This is a genomic window from Stenotrophomonas sp. TEPEL, assembly GCF_004348785.1.
GTDB classification, from domain to species: domain Bacteria; phylum Pseudomonadota; class Gammaproteobacteria; order Xanthomonadales; family Xanthomonadaceae; genus Stenotrophomonas; species Stenotrophomonas indicatrix.
On the sequence record NZ_QQXJ01000001.1, the window covers coordinates 2,412,490 to 2,429,982 of the forward strand.

At 64.4% G+C, this 17,493-nt stretch carries 18 protein-coding genes; 11 read left to right on the forward strand and 7 right to left on the reverse strand.

Features of this window, described 5'->3' with window-relative positions:
* The first annotated feature begins 331 nt into the window (after nucleotides 1-331).
* Nucleotides 332-1,333 (forward strand): helix-turn-helix domain-containing protein, encoded by a 1,002-nt coding sequence (locus tag TEP_RS10850; protein WP_132825293.1) that lies wholly within the window; start codon nucleotides 332-334, stop codon nucleotides 1,331-1,333.
* Nucleotides 1,334-1,408: 75 nt separating this feature from the next.
* Entirely contained in the window at nucleotides 1,409-2,650 is a 1,242-nt protein-coding gene (locus tag TEP_RS10855) for a hypothetical protein (protein WP_132825294.1), read from the forward strand.
* A gap of 24 nt (nucleotides 2,651-2,674) precedes the next feature.
* Here the strand turns inward: TEP_RS10855 and TEP_RS10860 are convergent, their stop codons facing one another.
* The 3 genes from TEP_RS10860 to TEP_RS10870 all read right to left on the reverse strand — a co-directional run bounded on the left by TEP_RS10860 (nucleotide 2,675) and on the right by TEP_RS10870 (nucleotide 4,927).
* Complete coding sequence (locus TEP_RS10860; protein WP_032976128.1) at nucleotides 2,675-3,175, reverse strand: hypothetical protein; 501 nt, start codon at nucleotides 3,173-3,175, stop codon at nucleotides 2,675-2,677.
* Between the two features lie 90 nt (nucleotides 3,176-3,265).
* Entirely contained in the window at nucleotides 3,266-3,853 is a 588-nt protein-coding gene (locus tag TEP_RS10865) for a TetR/AcrR family transcriptional regulator (protein ID WP_132825295.1), read from the reverse strand.
* 120 nt (nucleotides 3,854-3,973) lie between these two features.
* Nucleotides 3,974-4,927 (reverse strand): AraC family transcriptional regulator, encoded by a 954-nt coding sequence (locus TEP_RS10870; RefSeq protein ID WP_206140206.1) that lies wholly within the window; start codon nucleotides 4,925-4,927, stop codon nucleotides 3,974-3,976.
* 101 nt (nucleotides 4,928-5,028) lie between these two features.
* On the opposite strand from TEP_RS10870, the gene TEP_RS10875 reads away from it, so the two are divergent.
* Nucleotides 5,029-5,907: an oxidoreductase gene (locus TEP_RS10875; RefSeq protein WP_132825296.1), complete on the forward strand. Its 879-nt coding sequence runs from the start codon at nucleotides 5,029-5,031 to the stop codon at nucleotides 5,905-5,907.
* Here the strand turns inward: TEP_RS10875 and TEP_RS10880 are convergent.
* Nucleotides 5,885-7,654: an oleate hydratase gene (locus TEP_RS10880; protein ID WP_132825297.1), complete on the reverse strand. Its 1,770-nt coding sequence runs from the start codon at nucleotides 7,652-7,654 to the stop codon at nucleotides 5,885-5,887. The two genes, TEP_RS10875 and TEP_RS10880, sit on opposite strands and share 23 nt — an antisense overlap.
* 119 nt (nucleotides 7,655-7,773) lie before the next feature.
* Nucleotides 7,774-8,922: an NAD(P)/FAD-dependent oxidoreductase gene (locus TEP_RS10885; RefSeq protein WP_240790688.1), complete on the reverse strand. Its 1,149-nt coding sequence runs from the start codon at nucleotides 8,920-8,922 to the stop codon at nucleotides 7,774-7,776.
* A gap of 28 nt (nucleotides 8,923-8,950) precedes the next feature.
* On the opposite strand from TEP_RS10885, the gene TEP_RS10890 reads away from it, so the two are divergent.
* The 5 genes from TEP_RS10890 to TEP_RS10915 all read left to right on the forward strand — a co-directional run bounded on the left by TEP_RS10890 (nucleotide 8,951) and on the right by TEP_RS10915 (nucleotide 11,595).
* Entirely contained in the window at nucleotides 8,951-9,406 is a 456-nt protein-coding gene (locus tag TEP_RS10890; RefSeq protein WP_132825298.1) for a MarR family winged helix-turn-helix transcriptional regulator, read from the forward strand.
* Nucleotides 9,407-9,740: 334 nt separating this feature from the next.
* Entirely contained in the window at nucleotides 9,741-10,196 is a 456-nt protein-coding gene (locus TEP_RS10900; RefSeq protein WP_132825300.1) for an SRPBCC domain-containing protein, read from the forward strand.
* Between the two features lie 8 nt (nucleotides 10,197-10,204).
* Nucleotides 10,205-10,519: a metalloregulator ArsR/SmtB family transcription factor gene (locus TEP_RS10905; RefSeq protein WP_132825301.1), complete on the forward strand. Its 315-nt coding sequence runs from the start codon at nucleotides 10,205-10,207 to the stop codon at nucleotides 10,517-10,519.
* A gap of 2 nt (nucleotides 10,520-10,521) precedes the next feature.
* Nucleotides 10,522-10,980, forward strand: a complete 459-nt coding sequence (locus TEP_RS10910; protein ID WP_033830924.1) for an SRPBCC family protein — start codon at nucleotides 10,522-10,524, stop codon at nucleotides 10,978-10,980.
* Between the two features lie 75 nt (nucleotides 10,981-11,055).
* Nucleotides 11,056-11,595 carry a chemotaxis protein CheW gene (locus TEP_RS10915; protein ID WP_132825302.1) on the forward strand — a complete coding sequence of 180 codons (540 nt, stop codon included), beginning with the start codon at nucleotides 11,056-11,058 and terminating at the stop codon, nucleotides 11,593-11,595.
* A 261-nt stretch (nucleotides 11,596-11,856) separates the two neighbouring features.
* On the opposite strand, the gene TEP_RS10920 is transcribed toward TEP_RS10915, so the two are convergent.
* Nucleotides 11,857-12,639: a 3-hydroxybutyrate dehydrogenase gene (locus TEP_RS10920; RefSeq protein ID WP_132825303.1), complete on the reverse strand. Its 783-nt coding sequence runs from the start codon at nucleotides 12,637-12,639 to the stop codon at nucleotides 11,857-11,859.
* A 209-nt stretch (nucleotides 12,640-12,848) separates the two neighbouring features.
* Here TEP_RS10920 and TEP_RS10925 point away from each other — a divergent pair, with 209 nt between their 5' ends.
* From TEP_RS10925 to TEP_RS10935, 3 genes are all read left to right on the forward strand, one after another.
* The gene (locus tag TEP_RS10925) at nucleotides 12,849-13,196 is read left to right on the forward strand and encodes a hypothetical protein (RefSeq protein WP_240790689.1); all 348 of its coding nucleotides are present in this window, start codon (nucleotides 12,849-12,851) and stop codon (nucleotides 13,194-13,196) included.
* Between the two features lie 101 nt (nucleotides 13,197-13,297).
* Nucleotides 13,298-13,639, forward strand: coding sequence for a hypothetical protein (locus tag TEP_RS10930; protein ID WP_230112325.1), 342 nt, complete (start codon nucleotides 13,298-13,300; stop codon nucleotides 13,637-13,639).
* 5 nt (nucleotides 13,640-13,644) lie between these two features.
* Nucleotides 13,645-16,851 (forward strand): zeta toxin family protein, encoded by a 3,207-nt coding sequence (locus TEP_RS10935; protein ID WP_132825304.1) that lies wholly within the window; start codon nucleotides 13,645-13,647, stop codon nucleotides 16,849-16,851.
* A gap of 88 nt (nucleotides 16,852-16,939) precedes the next feature.
* Here the strand turns inward: TEP_RS10935 and TEP_RS10940 are convergent, their stop codons facing one another.
* Complete coding sequence (locus TEP_RS10940) at nucleotides 16,940-17,395, reverse strand: hypothetical protein (RefSeq protein ID WP_240790690.1); 456 nt, start codon at nucleotides 17,393-17,395, stop codon at nucleotides 16,940-16,942.
* Nucleotides 17,396-17,493 lie beyond the last annotated feature (98 nt).

Below are 17,493 nucleotides of genomic sequence, written 5' to 3' on the forward strand. Positions count from 1 at the left end.
GGGGTGGGCCGGAGACACGCTTCCATTCAAGAGCCCACGCCCAACACGCAACAGCGGATATCGCGTCATGTGACCGTCACATCGCGCCAGCCACATGACTGCTGGTAATGACCTTACGCAGCCTGCAAACATCGGGTCGGATCCCTTTCCAAAGGAAAGGGCTCTGACCCCATACACGAAGGAAAGGGCTCTGACCCCATACACGCGAATCCCCAGGGTCAGAGCCCTTCCTGCGGAAAGGATCTGACCCCGGTCTCCATATACCCTGCGGGCATCACCTCATGCCCGCGCGCCACTCAGCGACACGTGCCTGCGTCGGTAGCATCAAGCCATGCCCACCCTGCCTGCCGATCCGACCGCGCCCACCGTCGCCATCGTGGCCTGCCACGGCCAGGGCCTGTTCGAATTCGGCTGCGCGGTCGGCCTGTTCGCACCCATCCGCCCTGAACTGGGCGTGGCCTGGTACCGCACCCAGCTCTGCGCTGGCGAGCCCGGTGCACTGCGCATGCTCGGCAGTGCGCAAGTGCAGCTGCCCTACGATCTGAGCGCCGTCGACGACGCCGACATCATCGTCATTCCCGGTTGGCGCGAACCCAGCGAGCGCCCGCCGCAGGCGTTGCTTGATGCCCTCACCCGCGCCCATGCGCGCGGCGCACGCATCACGTCCATCTGCTCCGGTGCATTCGTGCTCGCCTGGGCCGGTTTGCTCGATGGTCGCCAAGCCACCACCCACTGGCGCCTCACCGAAACGCTGGCGCGCGAATTTCCGCGCATCCACGTGCGCGACGATGTGCTGTACTTGGACGCCGGCAGCATCATCACCTCGGCCGGCTCGGCCACCGGCATGGACATGATGCTGCACATGGTGCGCAAGGATTACGGCGCGCGCGTGGCCAATCTGGTGGCCGAACGGCTGGTGCTGGCACCCTGGCGCGATGCCGAACGCAGCCAGCGGGTCAGCCGCGCGATCCCGCTGGGCGAGCCCACGCGGCTGGCGAAACTGATGGAATGGATGCGCCGCAACCTGCGCGAGCCGCATTCGCTGGGCAGCCTGGCCGAACAGGCCGCACTCAGCCAGCGCACCCTGCAGCGGCAGTTCCTCGAAGCCACCGGCCTGTCGCCCATCGATTGGCTCATCCGCGAACGCGTGGCCTACGCACGCGAACTGCTGGAAACCACCGACCGACCGCTGCAATGGGTGGCCGAACAGGCGGGGTTCGGCTCGCAGGAATCGTTCCGCCGGCACTTCCGCGGCATGGTCGATGCCAGCCCCATCGAATACCGCAACCAGCACCGCAGTGGCCTCAGCGCCGACCGGCTGGTGGGCTGCTGACAGCACCTCCGTCTTTCCACGCAGCCACCCAACCGGCAAGATGCAGGCACGCCCTGGCCTGCCGATGGAACGGTGATGACTGCTACCCCGTACAGGAACTTCCGCTTCGGTATCGGCGTCTCGCTGGTCCTGGCCAGCCTGCTCGCCGCGCTTGGCCTGATCGCGGTCTGCACCCCGAATCTCGGCTGGGGCGTGGTGGCGTTGATCACCCTTGCGCTGTGGATCGGGGTGCCGCTGCTGGTGCTGCTCCTGCTGGCCTGGGCCCGCTACATGGTGCGCGAGCGCGGGCACGTGCCGGGCCGGGTGCATGCCCTGATGTTCGTGCCCACTGTCCTCACCCTGCTCATCTATCCTCTGGGTGATTCACTGCGCGGGCGCTTGGATACCGCCACCGGTGGCTCGCGTGCGGCCATCGCAGAAACGCACATCAACCTCAGTGGCCATGCACTGTGGCTGGACACCTCACCCTATGCCTCCACCTACTCCGGCGCGGGACCGGACCAGCCCATGCAAGGCGACACCCCCCAGCGCTTCGTTGCCTTCCACCGCTATCCGAACGCGCAATCCGACGCAGACAACGCCTTCCCCTACGACAACGCACGACTGAAGCCGGGCATCGACCGCTACCGCTATGGCGCGCCCTCCGAAGGCACTGCAAGCACCCTGCCACTGCGTCGCCAGTCCTATCCGGATACCACAGCGCTCACCCGCGTGTGGGGCACATCGGGGGGGCCAGGCATCGTGCACCTCTACTACCACTATGCCGACCACGTCGAGGTTGCCCCCGCGCTGGCGCGTCTGGCCGGCGCTACCGAATACGAGCTCGAGCGCAGCCGCGTGGAAGGGCTGGTGCAGTTCAAGACGCATAACTACGGCGCCGCGCCGATCGTGCGCCTGGAAATCAATGGCGCGACGCTGGACATCGGCGACGACGCCATCGCGCCCATTCCTGCGCCGCCCGCCGCGTGCACGGCGTCCAACCACACCACCGGCGTCGCGCTGCTGAATCTCGACCAGCCGTTGCAGGTTCGCTGGCAGACTGCCGCCGCACCGCAGGTATGGCGTCGCGCACGCGTGCAGATCCCTGCATTCCGCCAGCCACAGCCACTGGATGGCCAATCCACCCTGCAGCGCGTGCTGCTCTATGTTCTGCCCGACGGCACGATGGCAGCAGAGCGCTACGTGGAAGTGCTCGCGGGCAATTCCCGGCGTGGCATCAAGGCCACCGGCCTGCCTGCCAATGCGGCGGCACACGCGACGTGTGGCAGCGCCTACGCCACTTACGGCGAAGACGCACCAGCGCCGCTGGCGGACTGATCATCCGGACTGTCCCTTGCAGCGTCAGACGCGTGCGCGTGCGTTGCCCGCATGTATCCGCCAGCACTGCGCCACGAATCCAACCGCAAACACCACCGCGCACCCCAGCAACGTCTGCAGGATCACCGGCGCCAACGGTGCAGCCGCAATCGGGTGCGCTACCGGCAAGCGTGTCAGCGTTTCATTCACCCCCGGCACCAACGACAACAGGAAGCTGAAAGACAGCGCGAACGTGGACAGATAGGGCGCCAACCGCCCCAGGAACCGCAACCGGGCTGCCAACACCCCACCGAATGCAATCAGCAGAATCACTACACCAAACGCATGGCCAGGATTGAGGCCCCCGGTGCTGGAGACGGTGAACGAGGTCACCACCGACAGCACCAATCCCAGCAGATAGAGCTTGCCGGCACGCGTAGCCGGATCAATGGCCCGATACCGGATGAAACCGAACAGGCCAGCGGCGATGGGAACCAGGCTGATCGCGGTGTGCACGATGCCCAAGGAAGAAAGCGGATGACTCATGGCGACCTCTGCTGGAGTTTTCAACCTACTAGTAGGTAGGCTCAGTGGACAAAAAGAAGGCCCGCTCCGCGCAGGCCTTCGTCGAAACATTCAGACCGCCGGCACCAGCCGGGCAATCGACAACCGTGCGAGCGCCGCGAACGTCGCCGCATCACCAAACCCACGCGCGGCCAGCATCGCGCCGTGCACCGAGGCCATGAACGCCTTGGCCTCATCGGCAGGCGTGCCCTGCAGCCTCAGCTGCCCCTGCGCCGTACCCTTTTCCAGCGTGATCGTCAGCCAGCCGCTCAGATCCTCGAAATGCCCGCGCACTTCATCGGCAATCTCGTCGGGGATCATCGGCGCTTCGGCCGCCAGCATCGCGCAGATGCAGAACGACGAGGTGCCACCGGCAATGCAGCTGGACCAGTAATCCACGTAGGCGTTGAGCGCCAGCAACGGATCGCCCAGCTGCCGGTCCAGCAGCGCCAGGCCTTCCCGTGCCTCCGCCCGGTACAGCTCCACCACCGTCCGCACCAGATCCGCCTTGCTGGGGAAATGGTGGTGGATGCTGGCCTTGCTGATGTTCACCCGCGCGGACACGTCGGCATAGCTGAAACCGTTGTAGCCACCGGCTTCCAGCAGCGAACGGGCGTGGGCCAGGATCTCGTGGGCCTTGGGGGACAGTGACTCTTTCATGGATGCAAACCTACTAGTAGGTAGATACCCTGTCAACCGACTCGTTCGCCGGGCATGGCCCGGCGCTACCTGACACGGGCTTCCCTGGTAGCGCCGGGCCATGCCCGGCGAGCGCAGCGGTCAGTGCGAAGACACATACAGCGCATCGGCCGGCGCCGGCGGCAGCGCAAAACTTCGCCGCATGCGCGCCACCTCGGCCGCCGGCGGCAACCCGAACAAGCGCTTGAACTCCCGATTGAACTGCGACGGGCTGGCGTACCCCACCGCCAATGATGCCGCCTCAGCCGTCATGCCCTGCCGCAGCATCAGCAGCCGCGCCTGATGCAGCCGCGTGGACTTCACATACTGCATCGGCGAGGTACCGGTAATGCTGCGGAAGTGATCATGGAACGTGGCCACGCTCATCTCCGCCTGCGCTGCCAGCGCATCCACATCCAACGCCGTCGAATAGGCCGCGTGGATATGCCGCAGCACCTTGCCGATGCGGCCGAAGCGCCCGCGCATCGCCAGCGCCTCGCGCAGCGCCCCACCCTGTGCGCCGGTCAGCACCCGGAAATACAGCTCGCGCACCAGCGAGGGCCCCAGCACGTCGGCCTCCAATGGATCGGCCAGCGCTTCCAGCAATCGCAGCACCGTGGCCTGCATCGCAGGCTGCATCGGGCTGGACATCATGCTTCTTGCCAGCGCTTCGGTGCTGGCAGTGCGCTCGCCCAGTTCTATCAGCAGATCTGCGGCCAGCTGCAGATCCAGATGCAGGTAGATCGCCAGCAGCGGCGCCTCAGCCGTGGCCTCGGTTTCCATGGTGAAGGGCACCGGCACCGACACCGCCAGGTAGTGCTGCGCGTCGTACTGGTAGACCTGCCCGCCCAGATAGCCGCGCTTGGCGCCCTGGCAGACGATCACGATGCCCGGGTCGTACAGCACCGGCGTGCGCGCCAGTGGCCGGTTGGAGCGCAGCAGCCGCACCCCGGGCACTGCCGTCAGCGTGTAGCCCTCGTCCACAGCCAGCGCCTGCAGCAGGCCGACCATGCGTTCCTGTGCCGGATGTTGCAGCGGATCGTCAGCCGGCCCCATCAGGTGCTCCAGAGGAATAGGCAAGAAAGCCGGAAGCTTAGGCCTGGGCGGCCGCGCACTCAATCACTAACGTGCAACTCCCCAGCCACGAGCCCTCAGCCATGACCGTATCCCGCCTCCTCTTCATCACCGGCGTCAGCAGCGGTTTCGGCCGCGCCCTGGCCCAGCAGGCCCTGCTGGCCGGCCATCGCGTGGTCGGCACCGTGCGCAGCGAATCTGCCCGCCAGCAATTCGCGGCGCTCGCCCCCGGTCGCGCCTTCGGCCGCCTGCTGGACGTCACCGACGCCGCGGCCATCGATGCACTGGTGGCCACCGTCGAAGCCGACATCGGCGCCATCGACGTGCTGGTCAACAACGCCGGCTACGGCCACGAGGGCATCCTCGAAGAATCCACGCTGGACGAACTGCGCCATCAGTTCGAAGTGAACGTGTTCGGTCCCGCCGCGCTGATCAAAGCCGTGCTGCCGCACATGCGCGCGCGCCGCCGCGGCCACATCCTCAACATCACTTCCATGGGCGGCTTCATCACCTTGCCGGGCATCGCCTGGTACTGCGGCAGCAAGTTTGCGCTGGAAGGCATCAGCGAGGTGCTGGGCAAGGAAGTGGCGCCGTTCGGCATCCATGTGATCGCGATCGCACCGGGCTCGTTCCGCACCGATTGGGCTGGCCGTTCGATGGTGCGGGCCTCGCGCAGCATCGGCGACTACGACGCGCTGTTCGACCCGATCCGAAGCGCACGCGAGGAAAAGAGCGGCCATCAGCTGGGCGACCCGATCAAGGCCGCGCAAGCCATGCTGCAGGTGATCGACACCCCCAACCCACCCACGCATCTGCTGTTGGGCAGCGACGCGCTGCAACTGGTACGCGGCAAGCTGGCTGCCATGACAGAACGCATCGATGCCTGGGAGCGCCTCAGCCGCTCCACCGACAACGCGGCGCTACCTGCGCCCCGCTGCCTCAGTCGTCCTGCACCAACTTGAACTCACGCAACAGCCCACCAATCTGGGTCTTGTCCAGCTTGTTCATCAGCAGGTTGCGCAGGAACGCCGGCCCCGGAATGTCCAGCTCCTTGCCATCGCGAAGACGCCCGGTCGCTGCCAGCAGCGTGCGCACGTCGTAGGTGGAATTGAACACCTCCGGCACGCCGCGCTCGATACCCAGCAGCGTGTACACCGCCTCCATCGGCGTGCGCACCGAATACTCGGTAGTGAAGATGCAGTCGCGCTGCTTCGATTCGGCAAACTGGCCGATGAAGGCGAAGTTCACCGCGCCCTCCGGCACCACGTCCGGGCGGTCACCGGCCTGGCGCGGCATGAAGAACGCGGTGATGTACGGCATCATCACCGGCACTGTCTTCGCCCCGGTCGCCGCCAGTTCGTCGATCTCCTCCACCGGCACACCCAGGTGGTACAGCCATTCGCGGGTGATCTCCTCGCCGGTGCAATCCTGCATCGGCTTGTTCACGTAATCGCCCGGCGTATCCACGAACAGCGAATACACCCACACCACGATCTGGTCCTTCGGCTGGTTCTTGAAGTGCGGCTGGCGGTTCACCGTCCAGCTCATCAGCCAGCGCGAGTCGCGCACGCTCACGATGCCGCCGGTCACCACCTTGCCGCTGAACGGATCGCGCTTGGCAATCTTCTCGATGTACGCCGGAATGCGCGCGTCCAACGTGGTTACCGTCGCCGATTCCCACTTGGTTTCCGGTATATGCGCACCGAATACATCCGGGCGCCCGAACGCCGCATCCTTGGCCGCGATGCGTCGCCACAGGTCCCACGCCGGTGCAGGGCCTTCATTCAAGCGTGCGGCGGTGTGATGGTCGCCGTTGTCGGAATTCTCGGTCAGCGAGCCGATCGTCATGAACACCAGATCGTCCGCGCCCAGGTCCACGCCACCGGCCTGGCCGTCCCGCGTCCAGTGGATGCGCGTGGCCTGCTTGCGGCCCGCCTGCAGGTCGAAGTCAACATCGGTCACTTCAGTGCCGTACTGGAACCGCACGCCGCGCTCCTGCAGCCACTTCACCAGCGGCAGCACCAGCGATTCGTACTGGTTGTACTTGGTGAACTTCAGCGCCGAGAAATCCGGCAGCCCGCCGATATGGTGGATGAAACGATGCAGGTACAGCTTCATCTCCAGCGCCGAGTGCCACTCCTCGAACGCGAACATCGTGCGCCAGTACAGCCAGAAATTGCTTTCGAGGAAATCGCGGCCAAGCACTTCGTTGATGCGCTTGTTCTCCATCTCCTGCCGGGTGGCCAGGAACAGCGCGATGACGTCCTTCTGCGCCTGCTCGCTCAGGGTGAACAAGCCATCGGTATGCGCATCTTCGCCGCGATTGATCGTGGCACGCTGCAGCGAATAGTTCGGGTCGTCCTTGTTCAACCAGTAGAACTCGTCCAGCACACTGGCATCGTCGATTTCCAACGACGGAATCGAGCGGAACAGATCCCACAGGCATTCGAAGTGGTCTTCCATCTCGCGGCCACCACGGATCACGAAACCCTTCTCCGGCACCTTCAGGCCATCCAGCGCGCCACCGGCAATCTGCTGCTGTTCCAGGATGGTGATGCGCTCGCCGGGCATGCGCCCATCGCGCACCAGGAACGCCGCACCGGCCAGCGAGGCCAGGCCCGAACCCACGAACCAGGCCGTCTTGTTGTCCACGCCCGCCGGCTTGCGCGGGCGCGCGAAGGCCTCGTAGTTGCCACTGCTGTAGTACATGCGCGTCTCCTTCCTGGATGGGGTGAGCCCACTCTAGCGCTGAACCGATGTACCGCATCCTGCAGAGAGGCTGCGACGCAGTGACGCAGGTGCTTCCCGTCCCCGCGTTGCAAGCGGCCTCAACCGCCGTCAGCCGTCGCCTCGGTAGTGAACCAGCGCTGGAACCCGTCAATGGCGTCCGGCATCAGCGCGCTGGCGCGCTCACGCACAATGGACTCGGCGTGGCGAATGGCACTCACTGCATCCGGCTGCGCACACAACGCCATCGCCACGTCCGACGCGTCCAGCATCGCCAGGTTCACGCCCACGCCCACCGGCGGCGTCAGATGGGCAGCATCGCCGATCAGCGTCACGCCGTTGCGTGGTGTCCAACGGAAATCCGCCGGCAGGCTGTAGATCGGCCGCCGCACGAAGTCGGTGCACGCCTCCAGCAGCCCCCGCAGGTTCGGTGCCCAGCCGGTGTAGCTGCCTGTCACCAGCGCGGGCATGCCTTGTTGCGCGATCTGCGCATCAAGCCAATCAGAAGGCCGCTTCAGCGCCGCGTACACGCAGAATCGATCGCCGCTGTTGCGCTGCACGAACAGCGCCTCCTCACCGCCAAAGCAGAACAGGCTGCCCTGCCCCACCATGCCCGCGATATCCGCCGCAGGCTGCGCGATCCATCCTTCAAAGAAGGTAATGCCGGTCTGCAGCGGCTGGCACGCACTCAACGCTGCGCGGACTTTCGACCACGCACCATCGGCACCAATCACGATGTCCGCCTCGGTCTGCACGCCATTGGCGAAGCGCAGGCTGTGGCGGCCGGCATCCGCAGGTTTCATCCCGCTCAGGCAGTGACCCCACTGCACAGCGTCGGCTGGCAGCGCATCCAGCAGCAACTGGCGCAGGTCGCCGCGGTCGATCTCCGGCTTGGCCATGCTTCCCTCCGGCCCGAATCCACCGGCGACAATCTCTCCAGTCCACGGATCGCCCGTCCGCTGTTCCTGTCCCTCGTGGCGCGCCACCGCCCGGAACGCCTCCAGCAGACCGGCGCGCTGCAACGCCACCTGGCCGGAGTCCTCGTGCAGGTCCAGCGTGCCGCCCTGGGTGCGCTGCTGCCCGGACGACTCTCCCTCGTACACGCTCACGCGATGGCCGCCGCGATGCAGGATGAGCGCCGCGGTCAGGCCGGCGGGGCCTCCACCGATGATGGCAATACGCGGAGGGTGCGGCATGAGGCGGCCTGCTGGTAGGTTGATATATCGACCGTAGAACGTTCGAGTTGACACGTCAACCAACCACGGGCAACGTAAGCGCATGACCCCACCCACCATCACCCCTGACGAGTGGGCCGCTTGGCGCGGCTTCCGGCGCATGGCCGAGATCACCTCCGGCCGCATCGTCCACGACATCACCCGCAGCACCGGGCTTTCCAGTGCCGACTTTGTGGTGCTGATGGAACTGAGCAAGGCCAAGGACCGCTGCCGCCGCCAGCGCGACCTGCAGGACTACCTGGAATGGGACAAGACCCGGCTCTCGCACCAACTCACCCGCATGGCCGGCCGTGGCCTGATCGAGCGTGACACCGACAGTGACAACGTGGTGGTGATCCGCATGACGGCAGATGGCCGCACCCAGCTGAGCGCAGCGCGGCCGGTACACGTCGCCAGCGTGCGCCGGAATTTCCTCGACCATCTCTCAGCCGACGACCTGGCCGCGCTGCAGCAGATCACCGACAAACTGCATGCAGCACTACAGGACGCAGAGAACTGAGACGCCGCCAATCGCCCGCGGCGACCTGGTAGTGCCGGCCGCTGGCCGGCAGCTGCAGTCCCCCAACTCCACCAGGCTGCCGGCCGTCACCCACTCCACCAGGCTGCCGGCCAGCGGCCGGCACCACCCAGGCCGACAATTCACGCCGCTGCATCGACCGGTATTGCCGGCCGCTGGNCGGCAACTGCAATCACCCCACTTCCCCCAAGCTGCCGGCCAGCGGCCGGCACTACCCCGGTTGAAAATCCACGTCCGCACAGTTGACATGCAGGCATTTACCTGCCTATTGTGACCCCACGGACGGCACCCCGCCGCCCACCGTGGAGCCGCAGTCATGGTGGATATCGCACACAGAGTCGGCATCAACGCCCCATCAGCCCAGGTCTACCAGGCCCTGGCCACCCCCGAAGGCATCGCCGCCTGGTGGGCAGAGGACACCACCGGCGACCGCCACATCGGCGGCACCATCACCGCCCGCTTCACCGCCAAAGGCCAGGAAATCGGCGCCATGCAGATGAAGCTGCTGCAGCTGCAACCGAACGAGCGGGTGCTGTGGGAATTCATCGACGGCCCACCGGAATGGATCGGCACCACGGCGCGTTTCGCCCTCCACCAGGACGGCGACTACTGCATCGTGCTGTTCAGCCATGAAGGCTGGAAGGAGCGCGTGGAGTTCATGCACCACTGCAGCACCAAGTGGGCCATCTTCCTGATGAGCCTGAAATCCCTGCTGGAAACCGGGCGCGGCCAGCCCAGCCCGCACGACGTCAAGATCGACAACTGGAACTGACCCCCCCGATGGATGCAGACAAGGTGTTCAAGGCACTGGCCGACCCCACGCGCCGCAGGCTGCTGGACCTGCTATGCGAGCGCAATGGGCAGACGCTCGGGCAGCTCTGCGAGCACCTGCAGATGGCCCGGCAATCGGTTACCCAGCACCTGGGCCTGCTGGAAGACGCCAACCTGATCAGCACCGTCAGGCGTGGCCGCGAGAAGCTGCACTTCATCAACCCGGTGCCGCTGCACGATGTCTATACGCGCTGGGTAAGCAAGTTCGAGCAGCAGCGCCTGAGCCTGCTGCATGACCTCAAACAGGAACTGGAAGGACAATGACGATGAGCGCTGAATCCACCCGTTTCATCCACGTGATCTATATCGCCTCCACGCCGCAGAAGGTGTTCGAAGCCATCACCCGGCCGGAGATTGCCCGCACCTACTGGGGGCACGAAAACGTATCGGACTGGAAACCCGGCTCGCGCTGGCAGCACGTGCGCGCCAACGACGAGCGCAAGGTCGAACTGGTCGGCGAGGTGGTGGAAAACACCCCACCCTCGCGACTGGTGATCACCTGGGCCGCCGCCTCGCAGGCGGACAACCCGAAGGCCTACAGCCGGGTGACGTTCGAGATCGTGCCGTATGAGGACATGGTCAAGCTGACGGTGACCCATGACGAGCTGGAACCGGGCAGCGGCATGGATACCGGCATTCGCCAGGGCTGGCCGATCGTGCTGTCGAGCCTGAAATCGCTGCTGGAAACCGGCAAAGGCCTGGACGTCTTCGCCAAACCCCAGTAGTGCCAACCCATGGCTGGCAATCCGCCCACGGCCCAAGCCAACCCGTGAAGGCGCCTTGATCCCGCTGAACGACGCATGCAACGCGTGCTGGCCGCTCATCCGCAAAGTACGCGTTACGGCACGTCAACACGGCATCATTGCGTTGCAGTTTCAATACCCTTCCACAGGTTCCTCTTGCAGCCCTCTTCCCCTTCGGCCGGTGAACCGGCCCCGTCGTCGCCGGCCTTCATTGAAGTTGTTGTTGTGCGGGCCGGTACCCACCTGTTTGCCATCGATGTCGAAGCCGCGATTGAAATCCGCGGCCCGGAAACCTTTGATCGCCCAGGCAGTGGCGCGCGCCCGCACCTCACCGTGCGAGGCCTCGCCCTGCCGGTGGTCGACCTGCGTCAGGCCAACGGCTTGAGAGGGTTTGCCCATGGCTGCCCGGCCATGCTGCTGGTGCAGGCCGGCACGGAGACCTTTGCCTTGGCCGTAGACGAGGTACGGGACATCGAAAGCGTGCCAAGCACCAATGTGCAGCCCGCCGCAGATATCCCGTTCGGATTCTGCAGTCACCGCGTCACGCTGGATGCGCTGGGCGAGATTCCCCTGATCGATCCCAGCAGGCTTCGATAACACCGAACCACCGCACCGACCTTCCGATAACACCGGACCCCACACCGATCTCCCGGTAACACCGGACCCCGCACCAATCTCCCGGTAACACCGGCCCCACACCGATCGCCCGGTAACACCGGACCCGCACCGATCGCCCGGTAACACCGGACCCGCACCGATCTCCCGGTAACACCGGACCCCGCACCAATCTCCCGGTAACACCGGCCCCACACCGATCGCCCGGTAGCGCCGGGCCATGCCCGGCGGGCAGCTGGCCAGCTAGCGCGCCGTCCAGCCCCCATCCACCGGAAGCGCCGTACCCGTAATCTGAGCCGCAGCATCCGAGGCCAGGAACACCACCATCTCCCCCAGCTGCTCAGGCGTCACGAACTGCAACGAGGGCTGTTTCTCGGCCAGCAGCGCACGAGCGGCCGACTCCTGATCCGTACCCTCGCGCTCAGCCAGTGCCGTGATCTGCTGCTCAACCAGCGCCGTTCGCACCCACCCCGGGCAGATGGCATTGGCGGTGATGCCCGTGCCCGCGTTCTCCAGCGCGGTCACCTTGGTGAATCCCACCACGCCATGCTTCGCCGCTACATAAGCCGACTTGTTCACCGACCCAACCAGTCCATGCACCGACGCGATATTGATGATGCGGCCGGATCCCTGCTGCTTCATGTAGGGCAACGCCGCCGCCGTTGAGTGGAACACCGCCGACAGATTCAGCGCGAGGATCGCATCCCACTTCTCGACGGGAAATTCCTCGATCGGCGCGGTGTGCTGGATACCTGCGTTGTTCACCAGAATGTCGATGCGCCCCATCTTCGCCACGGCGTGGTCGATCATGTCCCGAACGGCGTCGCCGCGGGAAAGGTCGGCGCCGTCGTGCGCCACCTGTACACCGAACTCGGATTCCAAGCTGGAGCGGATACGTTCGATTTCCTGCGCATCGCCAAAACCATTCAGTACGATGTCGGCACCTTGCCGCGCCAGCGCAGTGGCAATACCAAGACCGATACCGCTGGTGGAGCCGGTAACTACCGCAACCTTTCCATTGAACATGGGCGAGCTTCCTTCGGGCATAGGCAGCCAGTTTACCTTCGTAGATCCACGCCACGCGTGGATGCTCTGCCCCTCCTGCCCCAACGAAGACGCTCCTCGATCAAGGCGTCAGGCAACCCGCCCAACCGCTGTCGCAAATGACATTGGACCCAGAGAGTCATGTGCGGATACTCTCGAACCCGCATGGATCTGCAGAAAAGGTGACAGTCGTGACTCCCTCTTCCCCTCCCGTTCCAGCAAAACTCCGGGAAATGCTTAAAGACTATCCGGAGCATATCGAACGGCTGCAGGAGGCTCTCAACTCGGTAGAGCACAGAAGAATCAAGTCCGACCCGCCTTTTGAGAGAGCGGCATGGCTATTGGAGGACTGCCTTGATGGCTTTATCAGCGAAGCCCGCATTCACCTGGCCGCCGTTGAGGCATCGTGCGAAGCTCGATCTATTGCGAAAGCAGATGAGAAGTTCAAACTGATGTTCCGGGCGCGCTCCGGCAACGGGGGAATGAAGGGCCTCCATGAGCTTTACGAGTACCTTCAAGTCAACCCCGGAGAGATCTGACCACTCCTCTGATGTCCAGCAGGACCTGGGTGGCGTTGAACTCATACCTGCAAGTGCAGATACTCATGAAAACGTGTCAAACCGCTGACCAGGTGAAACCCATGCCTCATTCCCCTCCCCCGGTACCGGCAAAGCTCCTTGAGTTGCTCAAGGATTATCCGGATCACATCGAACAACTGCAGAGGGCTCTCATTTCAGTGAGCGACGGGCGGCAGAGTTACGCCCCCCCCTTTGAGGCCGCAGTCTGGCTGTTGGAGGACTGTCTTAGTGCATTCAAGAGTGAAGCGCGCGCTGAAATTGATGCCGCTGTGGCATCAGGCGATCCGCAAGCCATCGAACGAGCCAAAGAAAAGGAACGACTGATGTCATTTGCCAGGTCCAGCAACATTGGCCTAGCGAATCTCAGTGAGCTGCGCGCCTACTTTGAAGCCAGTATGAGGTAACGCTGATGGCCTCCATGGATGGTCAATTGCCAGCAGATGTGCACCAGTCGGCTCTTCGGGAAAAGATCATTCCGGAGAGTGGCTTGAGTCACCACACCTCACAGACAACACCGAGGGCCATCCTCCTCGCAGGACAGCCTGGCTCAGGAAAAAGCACACTTAAGGACTTCGGCAAAGCGGAACTTGGCGGAAATGTAGTTATCGTGGATCCCGACGAGCTACGCGATGCGTATCCAGGCGTAGAGCGACTGTATGAGCGGCACCCATACACCTGGGCCGGTTATACCCACGAGGACGCCAGCCAATGGGCCAAAGAATTGCGCTCCGCGGCAGTTGAGGGTCGTAGGAATCTCATCCTCGATACCACACTGGGCAACGGTGATAGCGCAATCAAACTGATAAAGGATCTTCAGGCCAAAGGCTACGATGTTGAGATTCGAGGCGTCGTCGCACACCGACTGGAAAGCGAATTGGGTGTCGAAGGTCGCTTTACCAAATCCATGGATCGCACTGGCTTCGGCCGCTACGTCCCCGAAGACGTGCGCAAACACGTCTACGAAGCCTTGCCCGGCAATCTGGACAAGGTCCAGGCCGAGACCGGCATCCAGATTCGGCTCTACGGACGCGAAGGCGCGCAGGTCTACGACAGCCATAGCGACACCCGCCTACCGGGCGCAGCACTGGAAGCCGAACGCGAAGCTCGACTGAAAGACCCTCGAATCACCCAATCATTGCGCGATGGCTGGCGCGCACAAGGGCGCTGGCACGCCGAACTTGCGAACACCCTGCCCCACAACGACAAGGTCAGTCCGCCAACAGCGGCAGCCGTTTTCGATGAGCGCACGGCACTCAAGGTTGTTGAAGCCAATGCGTCCAACATCCGCCAAGCGCAAACCATTGACCACACCATCCGCGTCCATCCAAACATGGTGCGGGGCGCCGTCATCGGCGGTGCCGCAGCAACTGTTGTTGAAGCAGCCACGGAAGGGACAAAGATTGCCGACCTGTACGCGCGCGACAACCGCACAGGCGCGGAAGCTGCGATATTGGACTTCGGTGCGCGCAGTGTCGGCGGCTGGACCGGGGCAGCGCTGGGCGCCAAGGCGGGCACGCTGCTGGGCATCGAGTCCGGCCCCGGCGCGATTGTCACCGGCATTATCGGCGCCGGACTGGGTGCGTGGGGCGCCAGCGAAGTTGTCGAATGGGTCGAGAAGTACAAGATCAACAACCAAACCGACGGCACCGGCAGAGTCTGGACGTTTGATCCCGGTCATCCCGAAAACGGCTGGACGCACAGCGAACGGGAAATCATAGGTACCGTCGGCACCTTGGCCGATCGCCCGATCTACGGCCCGACTACGCTGCTGACGGCCGATGCCGAATTGACCCAGCAACTGAACTACCAAGCCTCAAGCTTGGCCGTTGGCCTGCGGATGCGGGAGCCTGATCAACCGATAAATCCTTTCAGCATCGCCGGCGACGCCACCGACACACCCAGCGCACTGCCGCGCTCCTGGGAGCGCAGTCCGGAAACCGGCGAATGGCGACGTGAGGTCGTCCATCAGGTCCTTGAGCACGGCATCAAGAACACGACGGTGGAAGTGGCCGATGCCGCCAAGGCGGCCCACCTCGATGAGACCGCTCAAGGCATCATGGCCTTCAACGCCGCCCGTAGTTCAGCCGCCTTCGCCAAGCAGTACGAGCAGGTATACACCACGCAAGGCTGGTCCCAGTATGGCGAGATTCCGGAAGAAGTGGTCTTCGCCCGGAACCATCCCGATCACGTTCTGGCATCCGATGGGCGCACCTATCAGCGCCAGCACGATGGCGAATGGCTGCATGACGGTTGGATCTACGATTCGCTGGCCGAGGGCAACATCCGCGACGAGTTGAATGGCACCTACCCGCAGATCCGGGCGATCCAGCAGCAGGAGGCTCCCACACCCGGCTCCCATGAGCGACGTATTGAAGCCCTGACCGCAAACGAGCGCGATGCCTACGATCAGGCCACGCAGGAAGCGAACCGGCTGGGCGTCGCGGCTCCCCAGGCGCAGCAACTGGCCGCCGCAGCGGTAGCCGAGGTGCGCGGCGAACACGCCGATGAGCGCCTGACGCCGCAGGCAATAGTCGATGCGCACGCCGAGGAGCGAGCTGCGCCGGCGCCCAGCGCACCACCCCTGGTGCAGGAGCACCGCACTCCCGCGCCTGCAGCACCGACCCCGTCGGTTCCTGCCGAGCCGGCACGGGAACCGGCGCGCCCGGAAGGGCCACGACTCGAGCCAACTGCAGCTAAAGCGCCCCCAACGCAGGAAGATTCGAGCGAGCAGAAAGTGCGCACGGATGCAGACTCTCCTGCGCAGCAGACGCCGTCTGCGCCCGCGCCATCACCCTCCATTCCCACGGCTGAGCAATCTCGCGCCCAGCCCGAGGCGAGTGCGCTGCCTGCTTCCGGTGTTGAGCGCCACGCTCCCGCGCAGGATCCAGTTGCGACTCACGCCCACTCCCCGGCCCCAGCGAACCAGACCGAAGTGGCCGACGCCGCGCCAGTGACTGCTCGCCTCCACGAAACCGACGCAAAGCCGGCGCCGATCCAGCCCGAGTCAGAAATTCCAGCTAGCCGCGCCGCAGTCGAGCCGGCTGCGCCCCCGCCGGCAACAGACGCCGCGCCCAAGGTCTCGGAGCACGAGCGTCCTTACACGCCATCGCCAATGGACGTGCAGCCCACCCCGCCGTCCAGCGCAATGGCCTTTCAACAGCCTGAAGCACCGCCCGCTCCCCTGCTGCCGACCCAGCCCGAGCATCCCGATCACGCCCTCTACCAACAGGTACGGGAAGGCGTGGCAAGGTTGGACGCCAAGCACGGCCGCACCTTCGACGAAGCCAGCGAACGCATGACCGCCAGCCTGCTGGTGCTGGCCAAAGACAACGACCTGGACCGTGTCGACCACGTGCTGCTGAGCAACGCCACAGCAGACAAGTCCACCGGTCACACCCTGTTTGTGGTCCAGGGCGAGCCCAGCGACCCCGCACACCAGCGCGCCGCAATGCCCACCGAGCTGGCCGCACAGACCTCGGTTGAAGAATCCATGCAGCAGTTCGACGCGGTCAGCCGCGAGGCGCAGCAGCGCGCCATTGCCAACCAACTTGAGCAGCAGCTGGAAGATCAGCGCGTGCAGCAGGATATCCAGATCCGCGCCGCCAGCATGGGCTGAGCGGGCGAGACACGTGCGAAATCATCTATCGCAGCCGTCCACCTAGCCCCTCTGTTTACCAATCGGCGCTGCTGAAGTCGCCGCACGGTTAGAAGAGCAGGCCCGCTCGCTCAACGGTCGCCAGGGGATTGGCTTTCCGCACCGCTTCCAGGAAGAGCAGGAAGTCGCGGTTGAACAGCGTCAGGTTGTTGGTGAACGTTACGCTCTTGCTGCCCGCTGCTTTGCTGAAGCACACCTGCCAGACATAGCGCCCGTAGATCATGTCTGAGGTTCGGGTGACAGAGGTGATCTGCGAGAGCGGCACCGCCGTGGGCACCGGGCCCCGCTGCAGATAGAAGGTATCTGCGTCAAAGAAGTAGTGCTCTCGATCCTCTTTCCCATTAACCATCACCAAGGTCATCGACGTACCGGAAATCCGCCGAGGCGGGTTCAAGCGCAGCCCAGATTCCAACGCGGAACGGGCGCTCCGGGTCCTTCGCCGCTGGATGAACCAGATGGTCAACAACGGAAGCACCGCAAGGACAAGCAAGCCTACGATCTTCAAAGCAGTTTCCAATGTGCTTGGCACACAGATCTCCGGGATGAACGTTCAGGCGTCCGCATGTCGTGTTCGAGGGCTTCCCTTGAAAAACCGGCCTCGCC